21 protein-coding genes are annotated in these 22,551 nt (G+C 46.0%); 10 read left to right on the top strand and 11 right to left on the bottom strand.

Translation table 11 applies throughout. The features are described from left to right. Positions 1 to 21: 21 nt before the first annotated feature. Complete coding sequence (locus E1919_RS16770; protein ID WP_162054559.1) at positions 22 to 783, bottom strand: DUF2490 domain-containing protein; 762 nt, start codon at positions 781 to 783, stop codon at positions 22 to 24. 270 nt (positions 784 to 1,053) lie between these two features. On the opposite strand from E1919_RS16770, the gene thrA reads away from it, so the two are divergent. Continuing rightward, positions 1,054 to 3,450, top strand: a complete 2,397-nt coding sequence (gene thrA, locus E1919_RS16765; protein WP_162054558.1) for a bifunctional aspartate kinase/homoserine dehydrogenase I — start codon at positions 1,054 to 1,056, stop codon at positions 3,448 to 3,450. A gap of 157 nt (positions 3,451 to 3,607) precedes the next feature. Here thrA and E1919_RS16760 read toward each other — a convergent pair whose 3' ends face one another. Next, positions 3,608 to 3,811 (bottom strand): hypothetical protein, encoded by a 204-nt coding sequence (locus E1919_RS16760; protein ID WP_162054557.1) that lies wholly within the window; start codon positions 3,809 to 3,811, stop codon positions 3,608 to 3,610. A 313-nt stretch (positions 3,812 to 4,124) separates the two neighbouring features. Between E1919_RS16760 and E1919_RS16755 the strand changes: the two genes are divergently transcribed. Together E1919_RS16755 and E1919_RS16750 are read left to right on the top strand one after the other, a co-directional pair. After that, positions 4,125 to 5,960, top strand: a complete 1,836-nt coding sequence (locus tag E1919_RS16755; protein WP_162054556.1) for a sulfatase-like hydrolase/transferase — start codon at positions 4,125 to 4,127, stop codon at positions 5,958 to 5,960. Positions 5,961 to 6,540: 580 nt separating this feature from the next. Further along, a complete protein-coding gene (locus E1919_RS16750; protein ID WP_237144539.1) occupies positions 6,541 to 6,990 on the top strand; it encodes a hypothetical protein in 450 nt (149 codons plus the stop codon). Between the two features lie 92 nt (positions 6,991 to 7,082). Here the strand turns inward: E1919_RS16750 and E1919_RS16745 are convergent, their stop codons facing one another. The 8 genes from E1919_RS16745 to E1919_RS16710 form a co-directional block, all read right to left on the bottom strand. Continuing rightward, positions 7,083 to 8,333 carry a hypothetical protein gene (locus E1919_RS16745; RefSeq protein ID WP_162054555.1) on the bottom strand — a complete coding sequence of 417 codons (1,251 nt, stop codon included), beginning with the start codon at positions 8,331 to 8,333 and terminating at the stop codon, positions 7,083 to 7,085. 585 nt (positions 8,334 to 8,918) lie between these two features. Continuing rightward, a complete protein-coding gene (locus tag E1919_RS16740; protein ID WP_162054554.1) occupies positions 8,919 to 9,989 on the bottom strand; it encodes an alpha/beta hydrolase in 1,071 nt (356 codons plus the stop codon). Between the two features lie 258 nt (positions 9,990 to 10,247). Further along, complete coding sequence (locus tag E1919_RS16735; protein WP_162054553.1) at positions 10,248 to 10,412, bottom strand: hypothetical protein; 165 nt, start codon at positions 10,410 to 10,412, stop codon at positions 10,248 to 10,250. Between the two features lie 93 nt (positions 10,413 to 10,505). Beyond that, positions 10,506 to 11,141 carry an intradiol ring-cleavage dioxygenase gene (locus E1919_RS16730; protein ID WP_162054552.1) on the bottom strand — a complete coding sequence of 212 codons (636 nt, stop codon included), beginning with the start codon at positions 11,139 to 11,141 and terminating at the stop codon, positions 10,506 to 10,508. Between the two features lie 88 nt (positions 11,142 to 11,229). After that, positions 11,230 to 11,376: a LytTR family DNA-binding domain-containing protein gene (locus E1919_RS28110; protein ID WP_162054582.1), complete on the bottom strand. Its 147-nt coding sequence runs from the start codon at positions 11,374 to 11,376 to the stop codon at positions 11,230 to 11,232. A 493-nt stretch (positions 11,377 to 11,869) separates the two neighbouring features. Continuing rightward, entirely contained in the window at positions 11,870 to 13,378 is a 1,509-nt protein-coding gene (locus tag E1919_RS16720) for an RNA-binding domain-containing protein (RefSeq protein WP_162054551.1), read from the bottom strand. A gap of 77 nt (positions 13,379 to 13,455) precedes the next feature. Further along, on the bottom strand, positions 13,456 to 14,841 hold the full coding sequence (locus E1919_RS16715; RefSeq protein ID WP_162054550.1) for a phage integrase SAM-like domain-containing protein: 1,386 nt from the start codon (positions 14,839 to 14,841) through the stop codon (positions 13,456 to 13,458). A gap of 191 nt (positions 14,842 to 15,032) precedes the next feature. Continuing rightward, a complete protein-coding gene (locus E1919_RS16710; protein ID WP_162054549.1) occupies positions 15,033 to 15,461 on the bottom strand; it encodes a helix-turn-helix domain-containing protein in 429 nt (142 codons plus the stop codon). Positions 15,462 to 15,600: 139 nt separating this feature from the next. On the opposite strand from E1919_RS16710, the gene E1919_RS16705 reads away from it, so the two are divergent. From E1919_RS16705 to E1919_RS16675, 7 genes are all read left to right on the top strand, one after another. Further along, positions 15,601 to 15,945, top strand: a complete 345-nt coding sequence (locus tag E1919_RS16705; RefSeq protein ID WP_162054548.1) for a hypothetical protein — start codon at positions 15,601 to 15,603, stop codon at positions 15,943 to 15,945. Between the two features lie 68 nt (positions 15,946 to 16,013). Next, entirely contained in the window at positions 16,014 to 16,355 is a 342-nt protein-coding gene (locus E1919_RS16700) for a hypothetical protein (RefSeq protein WP_162054547.1), read from the top strand. 24 nt (positions 16,356 to 16,379) lie between these two features. Next, positions 16,380 to 16,643, top strand: a complete 264-nt coding sequence (locus E1919_RS16695; protein WP_162054546.1) for a hypothetical protein — start codon at positions 16,380 to 16,382, stop codon at positions 16,641 to 16,643. Positions 16,644 to 16,723: 80 nt separating this feature from the next. Beyond that, positions 16,724 to 18,004 (top strand): hypothetical protein, encoded by a 1,281-nt coding sequence (locus tag E1919_RS16690; RefSeq protein ID WP_162054545.1) that lies wholly within the window; start codon positions 16,724 to 16,726, stop codon positions 18,002 to 18,004. A 40-nt stretch (positions 18,005 to 18,044) separates the two neighbouring features. After that, positions 18,045 to 18,320 (top strand): hypothetical protein, encoded by a 276-nt coding sequence (locus tag E1919_RS16685; RefSeq protein WP_162054544.1) that lies wholly within the window; start codon positions 18,045 to 18,047, stop codon positions 18,318 to 18,320. Further along, positions 18,317 to 18,661: a hypothetical protein gene (locus tag E1919_RS16680; protein ID WP_162054543.1), complete on the top strand. Its 345-nt coding sequence runs from the start codon at positions 18,317 to 18,319 to the stop codon at positions 18,659 to 18,661. The genes E1919_RS16685 and E1919_RS16680 overlap by 4 nt, the downstream gene beginning before the upstream one ends. A gap of 13 nt (positions 18,662 to 18,674) precedes the next feature. Beyond that, positions 18,675 to 19,040, top strand: coding sequence for a hypothetical protein (locus E1919_RS16675; protein WP_162054542.1), 366 nt, complete (start codon positions 18,675 to 18,677; stop codon positions 19,038 to 19,040). Positions 19,041 to 19,442: 402 nt separating this feature from the next. Here the strand turns inward: E1919_RS16675 and E1919_RS16670 are convergent, their stop codons facing one another. After that, the gene (locus E1919_RS16670; protein WP_162054541.1) at positions 19,443 to 22,541 is read right to left on the bottom strand and encodes an HsdR family type I site-specific deoxyribonuclease; all 3,099 of its coding nucleotides are present in this window, start codon (positions 22,539 to 22,541) and stop codon (positions 19,443 to 19,445) included. Positions 22,542 to 22,551 lie beyond the last annotated feature (10 nt).

Here is a 22,551-nt window from a genome sequence, read left to right as displayed (position 1 = left end):
GTTAACTTAACTATACTATAGCTACTCCTGTTCGGCGAAGTTCAGGGTGTGGAAAAAGCTGACCTGTAAGGTATGGTTATGCTCGAAAACCACTCCATTTGCTTTTTGCACAATCTGGTTCAGGTAACCGAGTTCCAGCGTAGCGCTATTGCTTATTTTATAGCCTATCGCTGCGTAAGCCCTGTTCTGGTCGAAAATGTTCTTCCTGGCGTTTTCGCCGAAGCCAACAAACACTTCATCATATACTGCCAGAAAGGGCTCCTTTGCTTCAAGTGTCGGTCCGGCTAATGGTAATGTTGCCTTCAGAAAATAGCGGGCACGGTTCAGGTACGTATAGTCAGTTGTTTCTGCGCCACGTATCCAGCGCTGCTCCAGGCGGTAGCGGTGCACCAGCCCAAGCCGGGCAATGTTGCTTTTATGCTGTAGCTGCTGGTAAATGCGGTGCTCCGGGAAGGTGCCTGCCGCCGGATAATCACCGTAAGGGTGTGTTTCTATAAAGCCGTATCCCAGGGTGAACATGGCATTCGGCGTGAGGTCATAATTTATACCTGTCCGGATGAGCAGTTGCTGCGGGTCTTTGATGATGTTGTGCCTTCGTAACTGAACCTCTGCATGAATGCCCCATTTATCTGAAACCTTATGGTCTCCGAAATACATGAACCAGCCATTGTTGTTGTAATCTTTAATGCGCTGATCGCTTTGCGCCTGAGCTGTATTTGAAAACAGACCGGGAGCCAGCAAAAGCGCCCATGACAATAAAATAAGTGTGAGTTTTGATTTCATGATGGTAAGATGGCACCTAAAAACCTAAACTTCAAATTGACTTTTAAAACTGTTGTTCTTTGGAGGGTATGAAAGGTGGAGAAATTAACCCTGAATATATTAAATGCCGGACGCTTCTTGTTCCGTAGATGAGGACTTGCAACCACTCAATTTAACATACTTTCTTCTTGTTTTACAGGTAAAACAATGGGAATTTGCCATGTAGAATATGACAGCAGGTTTTAAGAAGGGCAGTGAGCCAGAGAACCTATCGAAAAAAAGATTGAAAGAATGAAGGTGTTAAAATTTGGGGGTAAGTCGTTAAGCAATGGCGGGCCTATCGGAAGTGTTATCAACATCATAAAGAAAGAGGCCAGTGCAGCGGCTATTGCAGTGGTTGTTTCTGCAAGAGGCCAAAGCACCGACATGCTGCTGGACCTTTACGCAAAGGCTGTGAAAGGCGAGGACTTCGAGCAGGAGCTAAGCGGGTTTATGAATTTGCAGCACATTCACGGCATCGATCTGGACCCTTATTATGAGGAGCTGAAAGTCGTGCTCCAGGCGCTACGGCTAATCGGTGAGGAAAGCGTGCGGACAAGAGACAAGGTGCTTGCCTTTGGGGAGGTCATAAGCGCTCAAACAGTAGCTGGCATTTTGAGAAAAGAAGGCCTAGAAGCCGTTTTTGCTGATGCACGGAAGCTGATCAACGTTACAGTTGATTCTAATGAAACGACTGTTGATTTCTTAAGCTCAGAGAAAAATACAAAGGCGTTCTTTCAGTCACTGAAGCCTAACCAGATACCAGTAATTACAGGGTTTATCGCCTCTGACTCGGAAGGCAAAACTGTTACTTTAGGAAGAAATGGGAGTAATTACACGGCAACTCTGATTGCCAGTTTTATTAAGGCAACAGAGGTGCAGAACTGGACCGATGTGGATGGCGTGTATACGGCCAGCCCAAAATATGTGAAGAGCGCGCAGCGGATTCCGCACCTGAGCTACCGGGAGGCCAACGAACTGGCGAATTTCGGGGCGAACGTGCTTCATTCCAAAACAATCCTGCCACTGATGGAAAGTGGCATACCGCTAAGGGTTTTCAACAGTTTCGCACCAGAGTCGGAGGGTACACTGATTGATGAGAAAGGAGCAGGCAAGGGAATTAAAGCGGTGTCCACCATCGAAGAGGTGTCGCTGGTAAGCCTGGAGGGACGCGGGCTGCTGGGTAAGGTGGGCATAGATGCCCGGATTTTCAGTGCCCTCAGCAGCAGGAGCATCAGCGTACGTCTTATCTCGCAGGCATCCTCTGAAAGAGGAATCGGTTTTGTGGTTAATAAAGAAGATGCCGCCACTGCACAGGAGGTTCTCAGCGCAGAATTCCACGATGAACTGCTAAGCGGGGATATTTCCCGCATCCAGATCGACAGCGACAAGGCCATTATCGCCATTGTTGGCAGGCATAATTACGCCCTCGAGAAAGCCATCTATGGCCTGAGAAGAAACAGGATATGGATGTACCTTATCAGCAACAGCATCAACGGCGAGCATATCTCTTTAGTGGTTGACAACAAGTCGCTGAAGAAAGCGGTGAACGTGGTGCACAACCAGGTTTTTGGAGCCATCAAAACCCTTAATTTGTTTGCTTTCGGAAAAGGCACGGTAGGAGGTAAGCTGCTGGACCAGATTATCGAAACAGGGGACGAGGTGGTAAAGCGCCGGAATCTGAAAATCAACATTGTGGGCGTGGCCGACTCAAAGAAGATGATTTTCAACGAAGATGGCCTGGGCAGCAACTGGAAGCAGGAGTTGGGACACAGCCAGGAGGAACGCGATTTTGGCGTCATCATCCACCGTCTGAAGGAATCTGGGCTGGAGAACATCGTGGTCGCAGACAATACCTCCTCGCAGGAGCTTACAGAGCAGTATCCTGAAATAGTCAACAGTGGCTTCGACATTGTGGCGTCTAACAAAAAGGCCAATTCCATCTCTTACGACTTCTACCAAAGCCTCCGGAATAACCTGAAGAAAAGAGGGAAGTTGTTTTACTATGAAACCAACGTAGGCGCAGGCCTGCCCCTGATAGATACCATCAAGCATCTGCACAACTCAGCAGACAAGATTAAGCGCATAAGAGGCGTGTTCAGCGGCTCGCTCAGCTATATCTTCAACAACTATTCCGTGGAGGATAAAGCCTTTTCAACGGTACTCGCGGAAGCAAAAGAAAAAGGACTGACGGAGCCGGACCCAAGAGAAGACCTGAGCGGAACAGACGTGGCCCGGAAGCTGATTATACTTGCCCGGGAAATAGGATTGCAGTCAGAACTGGAGGATGTTTCCATCGAAAGCCTCGTGCCAGAGTTTGCTTCCAACGCAAAAGACTACTCAGAATTCTTGTCTAAGATAGAAGAAATAGATGCGTATTTTGCCCAAATCAAAAGCAGCCTCAAAGTAAACGAAGTACTGCGCTTCACAGGTGACCTGGAGGTAGACGAGAACAAGCTAACAGTGTCTCTGGTGAAGGCAGACAAAAATTCTCCGTTGGGCAGCATCAAAAATGCTGATTCTATCTTTGAGATATTTACCGAAAGCTACGGTACCCAGCCTATTGTCATCCAGGGCGCAGGAGCCGGTGCTGAGGTAACAGCAAGAGGTGTTTATTCTGATTTGTTAAGGATTGGGGGGCAGTATTGATGTTTGTCAACAAGTAATGCTTTTTTGTCAAAAGGCTACAGGTATTGAACGGTGGAAAGGCAGAAATTTAGTCTTGCCATCGTTCATTATATAATAGGTTGACAATGTCAAAAGTGATATAAAGCTTTGACACCCTATTAGCAATGCTACCTGCTTCTTACAATGCATTCCTCAGCTTCAGGGAAAATATATCATCTAGGACAAGCAGATGCATTAAACAGAACTTCTCATAGCACCAGCGCTCCAGCAGCGGCAATTCCTCCTGCTCGAGTACTTTAAGGCCTTTTATCAATTCTTTCTCAAACAACGTTCTGTCGAAGCTCACTTTCAACAGAATTGTCTTTACGTATTCCAGCGTCATCCTTAGTGAATAATTTACTGCAAAATTACTCTCAGTATATTAGGTCAATAGAAAGAACATATTACATTATCATGAAGTTAACTCTTGCTTTACCTACTCTCAAGCAAGTAACGTCTGTGCACTTTTTGTAAATATTTTATAAATTACTGTGTACAACTGGCCGCGCCATGTCCGAATGGGGACATAGCAAAAACTAAAAGGTCTTAGTTTTTCCAAGTTAAAAAGGGAGCTTTTTATAAAAAGGAGGCAATAGTTTTATTAAGCACTACCTCCTGCTTTAAGCAGATTCAAAATGTTTAACCCCCTTACGCTTATGCTGAGAAATCCTCTTTTCCTAATCGCTGTTCTCCTGTTCGCTATCCTTTTAGGCGTAGGCAAGGTGGCAAAGGCGCAAAGCCAGCCAAATATTCTTTGGATCGTCAGCGAAGACAACAGCCCGTTGATAGGAGCCTATGGCGACTCCTTCGCCACCACTCCTCACATAGACAAACTGGCTAGGGAGGGAGTTCTCTACCAGAACGCATTTGCAAGCGCTCCCGTCTGCGCCCCGGCCCGCTCTACACTGATCACCGGCATGTACGGCAACTCTATGGGAACAGAAAATATGCGTAGTACCTACCCCATCCCCAGCTTCATTAAGTTCTTTCCCCGTTACCTGCGCGAGGCTGGCTACTACACCTCTAATAACGCCAAGAAAGACTACAACACTGTCGACCAGCCCGAGGCTTGGGATGAGTCAGGCAATATGGCTACCTACAAAAACCGCAAATCCGGGCAGCCTTTCTTCGCCGTCTTCAACTTGGAGGTCTCCCACGAGAGTTCGCTCCATCAGCCCATCGATAGGCTCAAGCACGACCCGGAGAAGGTGCCAATCCCTCCGTACCATCCCCGCACCCCGGAGTTGAAGCATGACTGGGCCCAATACTATGATAAAGTGGAAGCAATGGACGCGCAGGTGGGAAAACTGCTGCAGGAGTTGGAAGAGGCTGGGCTGGCGGAAAGCACCATCGTGTTCTACTACAGTGACCACGGGGGTGTTCTGGGGCGAAGTAAGCGATTCATGTACGAGTCAGGCTTATATATCCCCTTGATTATCCGTTTCCCAAAGCAGTATGAGGACCTGGCTCCAGGCAAGCCAAACTCCAGGACTGACCGTATCGTTACTTTTGTAGACTTTGCGCCGACTGTGCTGAGCCTGGCTGGTGTGCCTGCTCCGGCCCACATACAGGGGAAAGCGTTCCTGGGGCAGCAGCAGGTGGCCCCGCGGGAGTACGCCTATGCTTTCCGGGGAAGGATGGACGAGCGGTTTGACCTGGTGCGCTCGGTGCGGGACAAGAAGTACCGCTACATCCGCAATTATATGCCCCATAAAGTTTATGCCCAGCACATCTCCTACTTGTGGCAGGCTCCTTCCATGCGGTCCTGGGAAACAGCCTACCGTGCCGGGCAACTGAACGAAACCCAATCCAGGTTCTGGGAACCGAAGCCGACCGAGGAACTATATGATGTAGAGGCTGACCCGCACAATGTACACAACCTTGCAGGGCAACCCCAGTACGAAGAAGTGCTGGAGCGGCTGCGGGAGGCTAACCGGCAGTGGTTGCGCGAAAGCCGGGACGTGGGTTTCATCCCAGAGCCGATAATGATCGAGATATCAAAGACAACTACTTTGTTTGAGTATGCCCGTAGCGGAAAGTACCCGCTTGAAGAGGTGATAGAGACGGCGGAGTTAGCCTCCTCCCGGGATTCACGTTCTCTGATGCCTCTCATCCAAAGGTTCAATAACAAAGAACCGGCTGTGCGATACTGGGCGGCCACGGGCTGTACAGTTTTAGGCAAGGAGGCGGCCCCCGCCAAACAAGCTCTGCGGAAGCTAACGATGGACCCAGAGGCAAGTGTGCGAATTGCTGCAGCCGAGGCGTTGTACCAACTAGGTGAGAAAGAGAGGGCAATTAATGTGTTAAAGGATGCTCTGAAGAGTGATAATGTGATGGTGCGTGTACAGGCGCTGAACGTGCTGGAGAATATGAATGAAGATGCAACAGAGGTGCTTGCCGCCGTAAGGGAGCTGATTCAGAAGAATCCTCAGGACAAGGACTACGACTCACGGGCGGCAGAGTGGTTGATTAGCAAGCTTGGAAACAGGTGAGGATAGTATGCTTGGTATCTATTTCCTGACCTTGACCCTCATCAGAGCCACATAAGCAATTTCGTCTTTGCCAATGAGGTAGTCACACAGCAGGGTGTAGAATTTGGTGCCTGCGTGCTGCTCATACCAAGTTCCTGACAATATAAAAGAAGAACATCGCAACAGCGGCAATAACTATCAGAATTGCTTGGCAGAGAGCAGCGCTTTGCCAAATAAAGTGCGGCAGACGCCTAAAGGCGCTGTTAAACCGTGCCGGGGCTTGAGGGGCGGTCTCCTTTTTAAAACCTGTCTATCTCTTGGATGGAAGATACGAAGAGCCTTAAAAAATCAGTATATGTCTCATGATACTATAGGTGTTTATTGCTTAACATGTTTATTAATAACACGTTACAGGTTTAGCTATTACAGGGCTGGTGTAACCTCCGCCACAGGGGCGGATGGAGGTTGCGGAATAACAGTTGTGGGTGAAGAGTTAACTGCAGCTCTCACAACAATGCTATGAAGAAGCAGCCGGAAGAGTAGCCAGTCGTTACTGAAAAGCCTCGAACGGAGGCAGGCAAAAACAAACTTATCTATCAGTATGCTAACACATGATATCGGGACAAAGCAGCGCCTGTTACAGGAGTGCAAAAGGAAGCTTGACGTGCAGGTTCAGGCCGCAAGAGAAGCGATGGAAAACGCGCAGCAAAGCGCAATTGAATCAGAGGGAGGCATGGAGGACCTTCGGGAAATCTGCCAGACCCAGCGGGATATGTATGCCCGCCAGCTTGATGAGCTGTTGGCTGTCATGGTGCTACTTCAGGGGATTAACGCCACGAAGGTGAACCGTGAGGTGTCGCCGGGGGCGGTGGTGCGTACCGAGCTACACAGCTATTTTATAGGGATCAGTCTCTGCGAAGTAAGAGTAGACGGGGAGTCATACTTTGCCGTCTCCGCCATGTCGCCGCTCTATAAAGCGATGGCGGGTAAAACGGAGGGACAGACCTTCAGTTTTCGGAACAGGGAATATAGTATACTGCAGGTCTACTAGAGGTGTAGAAAGCGAGACTGAATAGCCAAGAACTTCCTGTGTGGCCAAAGACAGCTAAAGCATACCCATGGCAAGTAATCGAATATTTAGTTTTAAAAGTACTTACTAATTTCCCGGTATTGCTTTAACTCTCTTTTTCGATAAGCTTCTGGATTGTTAAGATAGTCATGCATAGTCTGGTGAGTGTAGCCTTTTGCATTTAGGGTGGAGAGTTGTACGAGAGAAAAAGTTGACAGATCCTTTCCTTTTAGAGTTTCAGCACCAAGGCCTTCTAAGAAGCTCTTAGCTTTAAATGCCGTCTCCTCGGGAGAGAGCATTATATGCCATACAGTGTTGAGGCTCTGGGAATACCCAAGTATTTTGTAGGCGCTCGGCTTGTCTTCCCCGAACATTATCTGGAAGTTACCGAACTCATTCCTGGTAACGGTAAAGCCAGATTCGGCCAGGAAGCCCATATCCGCAGGAATAGATGTTCCGAAATTGCGGTACAAATGGGAATAACCCTCAGCGTCTGTGTATCTATAGGTTGTTTGAAATTCCTCCATGCCAACTGGGGGAAACAGCAAATCATAATCATGGGCACCGTTTCCATAATAGAGCATTGTCCACTTGCTGTATTCACCGGCATTAGTGTACCCGTACACTTCCGAATAAGCATTCTTAACGCCTGCTGGTTTGTTATACACATGCTTTGCGGCTGTGGCAGCCCCTGAAAAGTCAATATCGGTTTCCGGAGATGTCACTTCCGCATAAATGTACTTGCCCAGTTCCGGCAGAAGCAGGTAAGTCAAATCCGTCGGGAATCTCCTGTTATACTGGACTCTCAGGATCCGACTGTTTCCATTGTATTCAGCCCCCCATCCTCCTGTTTGCTTTCCAGAAAATATTATCTCGGTATTGGTGTAAGGAGGGACGTTACTATAGTTCACATAGGATTGCTCTGGCTCATTTTTTGCCGATTCTTCAACGCGTTCGTCGATGTGCCAGTTGTCCGGGTTAACCTGAACGTAGGTTCTGATTTCGGTACGCTGTCTAATCGGTTCGACGTACATCGTCGTGATATTTAATTTTGTGTCATTGGACTTTACTTTAAGTTCATGGTGTACTCTGGCTGCAATCAGAGTATCTATCAGCACCTTTCCATCCTTTTGTGACACGATCAGTTCAAATTCCTCCGTTCCTTCCGGATGAGGGTCAAACCTGAAGTTAAAACTGTTTTCTTTCGCTTCAGGTTGAGGTGCTGGCTCAGCATCTTTTTCTTTGTCGCAGGCGGAGGAAAAAAGCAGAAGGAGGGAAAGGGCAGCAGTAAGACCGGATAACCGAGATGAGGGAAGTGTTTTCATTCTTGTGTTTATTTCATATATGTCGTTAAAAATATATAAATAAACCAATATAACCACCAGTAAAAGTAGCTATATTGTCTCTCTTTCATTTGCACACATCCTATATGAGCCTCACCATGTATTGTGTCATGCGCTCCAACTCCTGTACAACTGAGGCTCTTTATATATCATGTCTGTAAATCAAAAAATCGGCACAGCCGCTACTAGGACTTCTATACACCAACTGCCTGTCACAGGATGGAAGGGCACAGTTTTCTAATCCGGCGGAATCCTTCCTGGCTCCTCCTAAGCCGCCAAGGCGCAGCAACAAGTGTAATAAAAGCCTCAGAGAACTCTTGCGAATAACAAAAATCAGGATGAAGAGACAACATCAACTTTAGGTAGGACTAGCAACAATCGGTCAACCCCTTTCAGGATGAGGCATCCCGTCCAATTTAGGTTTCCTTACCAGCCCAGCCTTGGTAAGGGAGACGAAAAGGGCAGCCTCATAAACAGCGGTAGCTGCTTTACCAAAAGATAAAGCAGCTACCGCTGTTTATGAGGAACTGTCATTTACTGCGCACTCTGTTCTACAGAGCCTTAGCCTTACTCCATGAAGGCGTCTTTCAGTCGCATGGCAGCAAACCTCTGCGCCGCCACGGCCTCCTCCAGCAGTGCGTTCATTCCGAAGAACTCATGCGTTACGCCTTCATAAACCCGGCGCTCTACTGGTACGCCTGCTGCTGCTAGCCGATCTGCCAGGACGCCTCCTTCATAACGAAGGGGGTCGATTTCGGCATTGATGATGGTTGTAGGCGGCAACCCGCTCAGGTCGGCTTCCACCAGCGAAATCAGCGGATGTACCTCTGTTTGCCAGTCAGGCACATACAGGTTGAAGAACCAGCGCATCAGGGCCTTGTTGAGGAACAGGGCGTTCTCATACAGCTCATAAGTTGGAGACTCAACATTACCGTCTGCGATAGGGTAGATGGACACAATGTGCTCCGGCACTTGTACTCCTCTTTCTCTGGCCATAATTGCCACAGCCACCGCCAGGTTTCCTCCTGCGCTTTCGCCGGCAGTGGCCACCATGGCTGGGTTTCCTCCAATCTCCGAGGCGTGCTCGCGCGCCCATTGGTAAGCGGCAAAAGCGTCTTCATGCGCAGCCGGGAACATATGCTCAGGGGCCTGGCGGTAAGCCACTGATATGACAATGGCTCCGGTTCTCTCAGCAAGCGCACTGGCAGATGCTTCATAGGTGTCTAGGTTAGTAATCACCCAGCCCCCGCCATGGTAATACACGATGACAGGGTAAGGCCCTGTGCCGCTGCGCGGGGTATAAGTGCGTACCAGCAGCTGCTGGCCTGTTCCGTTTGGTATCGTCATGTGGTTGATGTTCACGTTAGCTGGCTTCAGGATAATTTTATTTTCCCGGAGCAGATCTACATAGGCATCTTTAAAGGTAGGCTCTTCTCGCGCCTGCTCTGCCGTCAGCATAGGGTAAGGCACCACGTTATAACTTTGGAATTGCTCAATAACGGCCAGCATCTGCGGGTCTATGTCCGGGCCCCACTCCGGGTTCGGACCCTTGGGCTGAATCTTGTCGGCTCTGTCTACAGGGTCCTTGTCAGGTAGCACATCTTCGATATAGTCACAGCTGAATAAGAAAAGAGCCATGAACAGCACCGAAAATACCTTGGCGCTCCTTGCTGATAGTTTAAGAAGGGTACTGGCACAGAGCACTTCCTTCCTTGTGATAAGTTGTGTTTCATAGATATAAAATTTAGGTTAAATAAGTGCTTGTAGAGCCTCGACAGAGAGCGGAAAGCAGTAATGGGGAGAGGTATTGAGACTTGAGAAATTGCACGCGTAAATACTTAAAAGATACTTATTTAGTTTCTGCCCCTAAAAGGGAGGTGAGGGCATGAAAGTCTTTTAGAGCGGCACTTTAGATGAAGTCATTCCTGCTTCTGTTGAAGTATTTACGGGGCCATCCACACTTAGTTCATTAAAAGTGAACGAGAAGCGTGTGACGTGCCCAAAGCTAGATTTTTTCTCATCCGCAACACTTTTGTTATACTTGTACATCCAGTCGATCATGGCTGCGAATTCCTCGGTGTCCCAGGGAGCAGGAGCAGGGCTGTCAGTTCTTCCCCACAGGCAGAAAGCATTAGCAGTAAAACTATAAGTCTTCTAATTTCTATAACCCGGCACATTCCTGCCAAGAATAAAATCACGTTCACCGACTAACAGATCGCCTTCCCTCCTGAGACGCAGAATCCCGGAGCTTCCACCTACAGGTGCCTCAGGCGAGAGCTGCACCGGGGTAAGCAATGTATCTCCTTCAAAAAGGTATTCGTCAACCCAATAATATCTGCCGTTTGGTTCGAGTAGGATAGGATGAATGTGAGCGGCATCGCTGCGGCTGGGGTAGGTGCCGGGTTTCATCGTATAAAAGGTGTACCTGCCGTCTTTGCCCGTTTTAACCCATCCCCGGATGTAGCCGTGCCGCTTCGACCAGTCTTTTTCGCCTCCTTTGGTAGGGTAAACTCCTTCTGCGTTGGTTTGGTAAACGTAGAGGATAACGTCTTCTGCCGGGGTGAGCACATCTGGTTGGTAGATAATACCTGTCACTTTGATTTTTGTAGCGGCCGCCTCAAAACCAGGAAGCGTATCGACCGGGCTCAACGGTTCCTCGCCATATTCAAAAATGGCTTCACAACCCTCGCAGTTGCCTATGAGCTGGTGTTTGTTGGTTTGTGCGCAGGAACAGCCCGCCACACCCACCAAGAAAAATACAATCAGATAAAATGCTTTCCGTGTGTTCATCTTCCCTTTTTTTAATGAAGTACGGAAGTCCCTGGGAAGATGAAAACCGGTTTTGGCTAAGATGAGTTAAACACATGCTAAGGTGTGTTCAGGCCACCAGTTCTTTAAAAGCAGGATAGTAGTTTCGGCTCATTCTCACCACTTCGCCATTTTTCAAAGTTACATCATAGTCGCCGTTAGACCTGGATCTGATGTGCTCTACCTGTGCTGTATTGACGATAGTGGAACGGTGTATCTTGAATGGTGCACCAGTAGGACTACGACTTCGTTTTTAAAGCTATTGCGAATTGCCCTGACTGTTTTTGGGCTGATGAAATAACTGAGCTAAGAGAAAAGGAAAAGCTAAGACCTAAAAGCAAGAGATGTGCGCGCAAACTGCGCGCACATAAAAAAGCCACTTACCAGTTTTACCTGTAAGTGGCTTTTTTTGTTGTGGTCGCGAAGGGACTATTTCGAGGGTATCAACTACAAACACATAACAACAAAATAGTTAGAATAAAGCAATCAGAGCACTTTCTGTTTCAGTTGTTTTGAGTTGGCAGTGTCTCTTTGTAGGAAAACTGCTCCCAAAATCTGCTCCCACTTTTCCGGCTGCCGATCCGCTTTAGGAGCAACATTGATGTACATGCTTTACATCCTTGACCATCCTTGACATATCCTTGACCATCCTTGACTTTTATCGCTATGCAATGATAGCTTCTCTTTCCCAAACTAGGAATGTTAGTGTCCTATAGCTGCTGCAATAAGGCTTCACCTTCGTCTGTTGTTTGATATTTCTGGTTTTTACTGCTAGGTTTATCAGGAATAGTTAGTCGTAAGATGTTTGACTGTAATAGAGGTAAAACATATTTCCTGTAACTAGCTGCACCTGTATTAGTGCCGATATAACTCAATATCTCAGACCTACTGTGAGGAATCCTACAGAGGGTAAGGATTTGTTTCGTGATAGCTGTATCGCTCAGTTCAACATCAGGTATAGCCGGTAAAGGGGAGAAGCTTTCATGAATTGGAAGTGTGACCAGGAAATAGTTTCTAGCCTCATCAGTTTCGAATACAGGATTAGGAGAGCCATTTACGCGCATTGTTCTCCTGATTTTAGGAATGCCAGTGCCTCTTCCTTCCGTTAACCTCAATTCTTTAAGGAAGTCTCCGATTCTTCTGTTTCGGTAGCTTCTGGCTACAATCCTGTCTTTCTTCAAATCTTCATTATCCACTGGAGGTACTGGCCCAGGGAAAGAGAGAACTTCAATTTTATCTAACCTGATGTTTACCTCTATAGGGTCATGAAGCTCGTAGCTGCGATGAAAAACAGCATTTGCCAGTGCCTCTTCAATAGCAGCGAACGGGTAATTGTAGAAACGCTGCGCTTCAGCCTGATGGGGGACTTTTCTTACTCTTTCGGCAATAACAGTGTTCTGTATAAACTGCAGGGCGCTCCGAAGCTGAACATGGACAGGGCCCTCAAAAATCCGCTCCTCCAACTCATCTCCTATAGGGTCAAAGTACCGCACTACATCAATTCTGGCGCCTCTGAAGATGCTGGTTGGGTGGTCGTTAAACAGAAGAAGCCCGACATTGACAGGTCGAAGATACTCCGGGGAGCCTTTTATAAGCTGCAACTGCTGGCACAGTTCCGGAAAAGGGATACTGCTTGCCCTATGGTAAAGTTCACTGCCGACTTCTTTCAAGAAAGACTGGATTAAAGGGAGCCTTAAATCCTCTATGGAAGCCGAATGGTTTATCCTATCATCGAACGGAATGCGGTTAGCAAGCTCGTACAACTGGCGTTCTTCATCAGGAGTCGCTCTGACAGAGCTAGAGCCCTTCCTGATATAATGATTGTAAACAGGGTTGGAGACAATGTTTTTAGGACATTTATAGGGCCTGTTGTCGCCGCCGGTTGCCCACAGAACCAGAATATGTTTTCCCTGGAATAACTCAACCGAAGATACAGGAAAATAGGAGGGAACAATTCTGTTGCTGATTTCAAGCAATTTTTTCTGGCAGGAATCTACCTGCTCAGGTAGCAGCCCTCTAGGAGGTAGAACGGGCATGCCATTTTGCTCCGTAATTCCAATGATGATGTATCCGCCTCCCAGGTTGTGAAAATCATTGGCAAAAGCACAGAGTGAGTGCATGATGTCTTCCGGATTCCACGACTCCTTGTACTCAATTCGCTCACTCTCTACAGTAGTTGCGTTAACTAAGTCGTTTATATTAATAGGGAGGCCTGGCATAAGGGTCTATCATTCTGGTTAAGGCAGTAAAGATAATAATAGTTTAAAGCAGATGGAGAAGGGGTTACCTCGGCAAACTACGAGGCCAAAGCCGATTTCTGCTTAAAGATATTCACCAACTCCTGTTCGTTCACGCCCAGATAACGGTTAAAGGATGTCTCGGTTTTATGCCCGGTGGCCTGCATCACAATGGAACGCGGCACACCTTGGTACACCTTAAGTGTAGCAAAAGTCTTTCGACCGATCTTGGTGGTCAGCACAATCCGGTCTACGCTGGCTAGCTTCTGTACTGTCTTTAGGTGATAATTAATCTTCGGGCACTTTGGGAATATCTGTATACCGCTGCTGCGGTACTTATTTACAATGGCCACTGGTTCAAATATGCTATCGTCAAAGAACGGAATATAGCTGATATTACCAGTTTTCTGGCTGCCGGTAATAATTAACTCTCCTTTTAAATCGGAGAAATTTAGACTTTGGGCATCCGATATACGCAAGGCCGTGTAGCAGCACATCAAGAACAGATCCCTTGCTAGCTCTACCTGCTGCAGGTAATTTTCAAAAGCTTCCTGGCCTAGTGCTTCACTTAATTTGTTGGAGTAGGTGTAGTATAATCTGGTGCGGAGCTCCTTTGACTCAAAGTCAAGAGCTTTAATAGCGTGCAGCTCCTCGAGGTACAGGAAATCCACGCCAGTATATCGGGCGGGAGCGGAGAAGCGCACATACTTCGGATTGATTGGCAGATCTTCGTCATGTTCCTCGCTCCAGGTGAGAAACTGCTTTAACCGGCGCACATGCTTGCCAAAGTTGTTAACACCCTGTTCCAAAACATCCAGCATATACGCCCTGAACTCAGCATAGAAATACTTATCCATGCCTTCGAAGGTGATAAGCTGGCCACGGTGGGCCTCGAAAGCTCGGAAGCGCTTCAGCGTGGAGTTTAACCCCTTGATGGTATTAGGAGACATCTTGCGGCCGCTGGCCTCCACAATCCGCTCTTTTTCCTCCTCAATCCAAAGGGCCATTAGCTCCAGGAACGTCTGCAGCGGCTTCGGGGCAGCTTCGGGTTGTACTGAAGCCTTCTGATGCTTCTCGTAAGCTTCCTGTATCATCATGTTCGTAAATACGTCCTGTGTGCTGGATATGCCACTGTCTACGATACTGGTGAATACCTGCTCAAAAAGGGCTTTATAAGAAGCATTATCTAAGGCAAAACGATTCTTCTCCGACACCTGATATATAAAATCTAGCGTCTTCTCTATGTTGTCGAGCTTCTGGTTGATGACGGAGGCAAAAGGCTGGCGACTCTTTACCCGCTGTTTTTCCTCATCCCAGCCCTCAGGATAAGGGGTCTTCTCGCCAGTAGAAAGCTGGAGCCGCTTGTTGTGGTAATGCACCGCTACTCTGATGGGGCCATAGCCGTCTTTGACGCGGTCTGTTCTTACGTAGCGGTTTATTTCCATAATGTCTTATTGAAAGAGTGTTTGAAACAAAGCTTAGGTTTTTACCACTTACTATGGCTTAACGTTGATCTGCTAATTGAACAAGAGGTGTAATTATGCATCATCAAACACATCGGCTTCACCTTCTACAGAGCTAATGTTTTCTCTTATTGCCATTGCTTTATAAATTCGGGGTTATTCTTACTATAGTTTTAATCTTGCTTCCGTCCCCTCAACAACTCAATAATCTCATCTTTCAGCACAAGTTTCTCCTCCAGGCTAACTTTTTCGGCTTTGCATAGTTCTAATTCGTGCTGAATTCTTTCTACATTAATAGCCGAACTTGCCACTCCTACGCCCTCATTCCCGGAGGACATTATTTTTTGTTTGATATGGTTACCAGCAGCATTGCCAACTCCTCTTTGATAATTCCCGCTAGAGAAGTCTGGTTCTTCATCTAAAAAATAGCTGTAAGGCAGATGCAATATGTTTGCAATTTTTACTAGGTAGCGACTTTCTATAGAATCTCGTTTATAAATTTTATAGAGATTAGCCAAACTCATTTCAGCATGGGCTGCTACCTGTTCTTGAGTTAATCCGGCCTCCTCAATAGCTCGTTTAATTCTTTCTCCAACTATCATCTATAAAAAAATTTTTAATTGACTATCAGTTATTTATAATTAATTATAAAAAATTTATCTAATAGTAATTGATTAAAGTAAAATACTATCGTATAATTGTATTGTATTTTAGTCTAAGATAAATATAAACCTATAAGATATGTTAAACCGCAAAGAAAAATCTGTCAGTTCAGGTTTAACCGTGGTTAAGTCTGCAGGCCCTAAGTTTAACATCAAGCTCCGTTACGAAGACCTGAACGACAGCCAAAAGAAGCTGCTCCGGAAGCAATTCCAGGAGGAGTTTGGCGGCAATGTCCAGACCTTCTACAACCGCTTGTCGAGTGAAAAACCCACAGCCGATGAAATCGTGTTTTTTGCTAGCATTTTCGAGTGCAAGATTCAGGAATTATATAGCCGCCAGCCACCCGTTCAGCCGAGTATCTATGAGTTGGTGCGGAAGGCTAGAGGCATAAGGCCCGGTAAACAGGCTGGGTTAGACGTTTAGCAGGCTAATGTTTAGACTATAGCCGTTTTTATAAAAGAATTCTATTGGTACCATAAGCCACAGAAAGTATGGCACATGCAATTGAGATATTAACGTCAGCAGATTTAGAAGGCTTCAAGAGTGAGATATTCGGCAAGTTGGAGGAGTTGCGCCCGGTTCTGGAGAACGCCATGGATCGCTACCTCAAAATAGCAGAGATCATTGAGTTTACCGGCCATGGCGACAGCACCATCCGCAACTGGATAAAGTATGGCAAGCGCGACCGCTTCGGTAAAGTATACAAGCTACAGGCCGAGGAGTTTGCTCCAGGCGATTACCGGGTCCTGCGCAGTAAGCTGATCGAATACGGCAAGATAAAAGAGTGTGCGGCTGTGCTTCCGGAGCGCAAGAAGAAAAGAAAAGCCGCCTAATTGCCTTAACTATACTTTCATAACATGGTACCTCAGACCTTTATAACGGCAAACGAGACTTATCACCAGTCTAAGCTGCGCCTATACACAGGAATGCTGAAGCTCTGCAACCAGGAGCTTAATCTACTGCAGGAAGAGTTAGCGGAAGGTCATATAGAGCAGCGCTGCTACGATAGCGCTGTGGCTGCCATTGACCATGACCGGCAGCACCTTCAGGTAAGTATTGCCGCCCTCTCAGTCACAAATGTGCCATGGAGAGGGCAGCAATACCTGGGAAATTTTAACTAACGATACAGGGTCTGCAACAGGGGCTGGTACCGACGTCAATCAACACCAGCCCCGCAACCTTCTAACCCGCTTTGTACGAAATGCTTTTAAAAAAGATTAATCAAAAGCAGGCCCTGCTTGCGTGGCACCTGTTTGTCGAAAAAAAGAACGCGGAGCAACCACTTGTAGAGCGAAAGCGCAAACACAGCGACGGCTCAGAGCAAATCTTCTTCACCAGGACAAAATTAATACCGGGTAACGTAAAGGACACCGGCACCCGCATCATCCTTGACTACATCCAGGCGTATGAGCACTCTATTCGCTTCGGCTTTGCGCCGGAGCACGAAAGTGACCTACCAAGCCTGTTTACAAACAATTCTAAACTTTCCGATATGCGCAGCTTCTCGGAGCGCACCATGCGTAACCACATCTCCCGGCTGCGCAAGCTAGGTCTTATCAGCGGTTATCAGTTTCACGGCACGTTTCATGATTTCGAACTGTGGATAGCTCCGGAAATCATTTTTGCCGATCAGAACCAGTGCAAAAAGGCACAGCCCAATACGTTCCAATGCACAAATTTTCCGCTTAATGTATCATTTGAAACTACTGGAAACTTAGAAAAGAAATCTACTACTGTGGATAAAGGAGTTGCTGCGCAACCGGGTGCCATGCCTATCGGCGATGGCCAAAATTGCAACGCTGGCAACACGAATACTGGCAACACAGGGCCGCAACGAGCCGGTAAACGTGTTAAAGAGCGGCTGGAAAGGCCCTTAGCTGCCAAAAACCATGCTACAGGAGCTGGGGGCGCGGGAACAATGGCAAAACCCGCTCTAAACCCGGTATTTCTATCTTTTGTCGAAAGCTTCTGGCAGTACGCCAAAGCTATGCTTTACCCTGGCTACGATTTCGATGAGACCCATAACAAACTGGCTAAGAATTCTATTTGGTTTGGAGTGTACGGTAGTTTCAGGACTGATTTCAGCGAGAAAGAATGGGAGAGTTACCATGCCGAGTGTATGAAGCGCATCGATCTGGCAGAAGCTTATTACCGCAAGCGCCCGGACAAGTACCCGCCTATGCCTTACGCGGAATTTGTAAGTGGCAGCGGGTACTTTGACCGCGAGAATAAACGCGGATTCTGTAAAACCCACGACTGGCTGGTGAAGCAGGACACTTGGAGCCATCAGCGTAAGGTATCTGATGCCCTGCGTCGGGCACGCGCCGACTTCTGGCTGTACAAAGAGGGAAAAGCCCTTAAGCGTATTCAAGAGAAGTCGCCTATGCAGCTCTTTAAATACCATAAGAATCGAATGAGCAAGCTAGGCAAGGACGCGCTACAGAAGTTTTATAAGCAGCATGCACCTGTTCAGGAGAGCTAAATATATTGGCTATCAATCATTTACTACATAACCGTTACTTATGAACAAAACTACTATCCACAAGCGAAGTCCTAAAGGCGAAAGCTTCGCCCAAAAGGCCCTGACAAAGATGATTATTTACTTTTCTGACGGGAACAACCGCACCTTTCACTCCAGGGATTACAGAATGAAGCACACTGCTCCGGACAAAGACTTAGGCATCTCGAGGCTGAAGAAATATGCGCTCGGCAACAAGCAGTTTATTGATACGGCACTCATCTACGACAACAAATCTGGGGAGCAACTCTTCAAATTCAGGGACGGCTACTGGCAATGAGGCAGATTCTGATCAACCAGGAGATAGTGCTTCACCGCTTCGAAATTATGGCGCTGCTGTCTGAGTTGTTGAAGTTTCTCCATAAACCTGTAGACCAAGAGAATAAACTGCAGCCGCTGGAGGTGCTGGCGTTCCCATACCTCGAAAGCCTTGCCAAAAGACTGGCAAGACGCATGGTAGGCAGCCCGCAAAAAGGAATATATAAGGTCAAACTGTCAGCTCATGAAATCATAGCCGTGCAAGCTTTGATCCGGCTGTACCCTCCAGAACTTTACAATACATTCAGCCTGATCAACTGCAAAGCCCTGAATTATGACCAGGTAATAAATTTTCACATCTAACCTCACACCACTCATGAAAGAACAAAAATCAACCAAACAGTACTTCGCAATTGTTGCGTTCGAAGTAACTCCTACTACAGCGGCAAAATTGAACATGCTACCGTTTCACTTTAGCCAAGCCGGGACTGTCACAAAACTCTCAGAATTTGATAGCGTTTCGGCTCAGGTGTTGAAAGCGCTTGACGTGCTAACCGTCTTAACACCTACGGCAGCGGTCAAAGAACTGCTAACAATCATCCATCACTACGATGGCAAGAATCAGATTAACTGGGGCAATACCTTAACTGTGCTGGAGCGGAGGCTGCAGTATCTAAACTATAAGGAATCTTTTATCGCTGATTTCATGAATCAGCTCCAATTTACACTTGCTCCAAGTTAGTTGTTAAGCAATAAGTGAAGGAGCCGGAGAAGATGACTAATACCTATACTCAGGTGATGCCGGCGGCTGCACTAGTCGAACGTTTAAATATGAAGGGAATCATATGGCAACGGATCACGGGTATGCAAAGTGCTTGTGTTGCGCCTGCGGCAGACATATTGCATACCCGCTGTTATGTTCAAAGCTCTATCTTCATCGCCGAAACCCAGGACGGGTGAAGTGAAGGTTCTTCCCTTTTTTGTTTTAATTTAATATGTAGCATCTATAATAACCTGTAGGCTGTGATTGAAGCTTCCCGTGAGTTGCTTAAATGGGAATTGCACATAAACCCGATATATTCTCGGAGCGCTTTGTATAGATAAACAACCGCTTAAAAAACGTTAACACCTTATAATCCTTAAATCAAACCTTCCCGCCTACTCCTTTATATTTCTCAACAAAAGCAGCAATCTTTTGGAAAACACCTTGTTTTTTGGTTAAGTATTGCGGGTTAAGCGGGCTCATTTTGGGAAGGATGGTATTTAACTCAGTGCCATTTTCACTGGCATATTCCCTTTTTAACGATGTAGTGATATAACGCTTAGCTGCTTCTGCATGGAGACTTTCAGCACTAATCAATTCTTCTGCTTCACGTTGTTGTTCAGCTTGAGCGAAGGTAAAGAAAGCATCAATAATGCTGGGCTTATCGATAATTTTGTCCAAGTTAGTTTGGTTAATAAAATCAACCAACAAAGTTTCTTTAGCACGGTTGCCAAGGCTAGCACGAATTAAACGACGTGCTTCTTCAACCAATGTCGCTTTATCTTTAATCTTTTTATTGTGTTCAAAAATCAATTCCAGAATGTAATCCAGATTAATCTCTTGTGATTTTAGCAGGTCTACCTCAAATACCACATCATCCCAATCAATAGTAGAAGCGTCTTTTTCGTTGGCGGACTTTTCACGGCGAAGCCAATCGCGAATATCATTATACGTTGAACGGTAATCTTGAATAATGCGCTCGGCTGGCATCTTAATAGCTTGCATAGCGGCTAAGTCGTCATCCTTCAAATAGTGCTTAGCTTTAAACTCCTCTACAGCTTTAAGATCGGTCATATCCAAGCTTTGCAAGGCTTTTAAACCAGCAAATTCGTCAAAGTTTTGCAGCACATTCTCGACACGCAAATATTCACCAAATAATTTAGCGAAGTCTTTTTTATCTTTTTCTTTAAAAATTTCATCGGGATTGGGGAAACGTTGTTTTAACTCCGCCACAACGTCCAAATAGCCGCGCCGTGCTTCACCTGTTGCTACATCGGCAAAGCCTTCCATGTATTCTTTGTAACTTTTTTCCAGCACGACGTTTTTGGTGTTCTTATCACCAAATAAAGTAATTGCTTCAACTGTCGCTTGTTCTAAGTCGCGGAAGGTGACGATATTGCCAAACCTCTTGGTAGCATCATAAATACGATTAGTGCGTGAGTAAGCCTGTATTAGTCCGTGGTAGCGAAGGTTTTTATCCACGAATAAGGTGTTCAAAGTGGGCGCATCAAAGCCTGTTAAAAACATGCCCACTACAATTAGCAAATCAACTTCTTGGTTTTTGACCCGTTTGGCAAGATCACGGTAATAGTTTTGAAAAGCTTTGCTATCAACGCCGAAATTGGTTTTAAACATCGCGTTATAGTCATCAATTGCCGCTTTTAGAAACTCTTTAGAGCTGGTATCCATTGCCGTGGGTTCAAAGCTTTCATCAGGAATATCCCCTACGGCATCTTGTTCTTCATTGGCCGTAAAAGAGAAGATAGTGGCAATGTTAAGAGGCTGGTTACTGTCTTTCTGAAAATTCTTAAACGATTCATAGTACAGCTTGGCAGCATCTACACTACTCACGGCAAACATGGCATTAAAACCTTTGCCATTGGCTTGTAAGCGATGCGTTTTTTGCTTGAAGTTGTTTAAGATGTACTGAGAAATTTCATGAATACGGTCGGGATGCAATAAAGCTTGTTTGTTTTCTGCAGCCGTTAGTTTCTTCTCGTCCTGTTCAGTTTCAATCGTCTTAAACTGTGGGCGCACATCGTTGTAGTCCACTTTAAACTTTAATACTTTTTCATCGCGAATAGCATCGGTAATCACATAAGAATGCAACTCACGCCCAAACACGCTAGCAGTAGTTTCTGCGCCTAAGGCGTTTTGAGGGAAGATAGGTGTACCCGTAAAGCCAAACTGGTAAAACTTTTTAAATTTCTTATTTAAATTTTTTTGTGTTTCGCCGAATTGCGAACGGTGCGCCTCATCAAAAATAAATAACACTTGCTTGTTATAGATGGGCAAGTCGCCTTCACTTTTCATTAACTTATTTAGTTTTTGAATAGTGGTAACAATGATCTTATTGTCGTCTTTATCAAGGTTACGCTTTAGCCCTGCGGTGCTGTCTGAACCATTAACGCTATCAGGCGAAAAGCGCTGATACTCTTTCATGGTTTGATAATCGAGGTCTTTACGGTCAACCACAAAAAAAACTTTATCAATAAAATCCAACTCGGTAGCCAAGCGTGCCGCTTTAAAGCTGGTTAAGGTCTTGCCCGAACCTGTGGTATGCCAAATATAGCCGCCGCTTTCGGTGGTGCTCCAGTTTTTTGATTGATAAGCGCTGTTTATTTTCCACAAAATGCGCTCTGTCGCGGCAATTTGGTAGGGACGCATCACTAGTAAGGTATCGCTAACGTCAAACACCGAATAATGTATCAGCACATTTAGCAAGGTGTTTTTTTGAAAAAACGTAGCAGTAAAATCCTTTAAGTCTTTTATCAAAGTGTTATCTGACTTCGCCCAATTCATGGTGAAATCAAAACTATTTTTATCTCGCTTGGTGGTATTGGCAAAATAACGACTATCCGTGCCGTTAGAAATTACGAAAAGCTGCAAATATTTAAACAGTGAACTGTCGGAATTAAAACTTTCCTTACTATAACGGTGTACTTGATTGAAAGCTTCACGAATCGCCACACCGCGTTTTTTTAGCTCGATTTGCACTAATGGCAGACCATTCACTAAAATGGTTACATCGTACCGATTGGCCTGCGTGCCTTTATGTTCAAACTGATTAATTACCTGCACTTTATTGCGGGCAATGTTTTTCTTATTTAAGAGGTAAATATTTTGGATGTGCCCATCATCAAAGACAAAATCGTGGATATAGTCTTTATGTATTTTACGTGTTTTTTCGATTCTGTTATCGCTGGGCTTATCTAAATACTCCACCACGAAACGCAACCATTCCCCATCTAAAAACCGCAGATTATTCAGAGCTTGCAACTGCGCACGCACATTAGCCAGCATTTTTTCGGGGGTGTTTATTTCGGGCAGATATTCATAGCCTTGGTTTTCTAAATCGGAGATAAAATCACGTTCTAAATCATATTCGCTCTGATAGGCTTCAGTTACCTCTGAATGTTTGATATATTGATCCAGAACGATGAAATTATTTGATTCTGCAATGACATTATATTCTTTCATTTATATACCT

The sequence above is a fragment of the Pontibacter pamirensis genome (genome assembly GCF_010015475.1).
Taxonomy (GTDB): Bacteria; Bacteroidota; Bacteroidia; order Cytophagales; family Hymenobacteraceae; genus Pontibacter; species Pontibacter pamirensis.
Note: the sequence above shows the minus strand (reverse complement) of the source record. Positions and strands in the feature narration are given on the sequence as shown.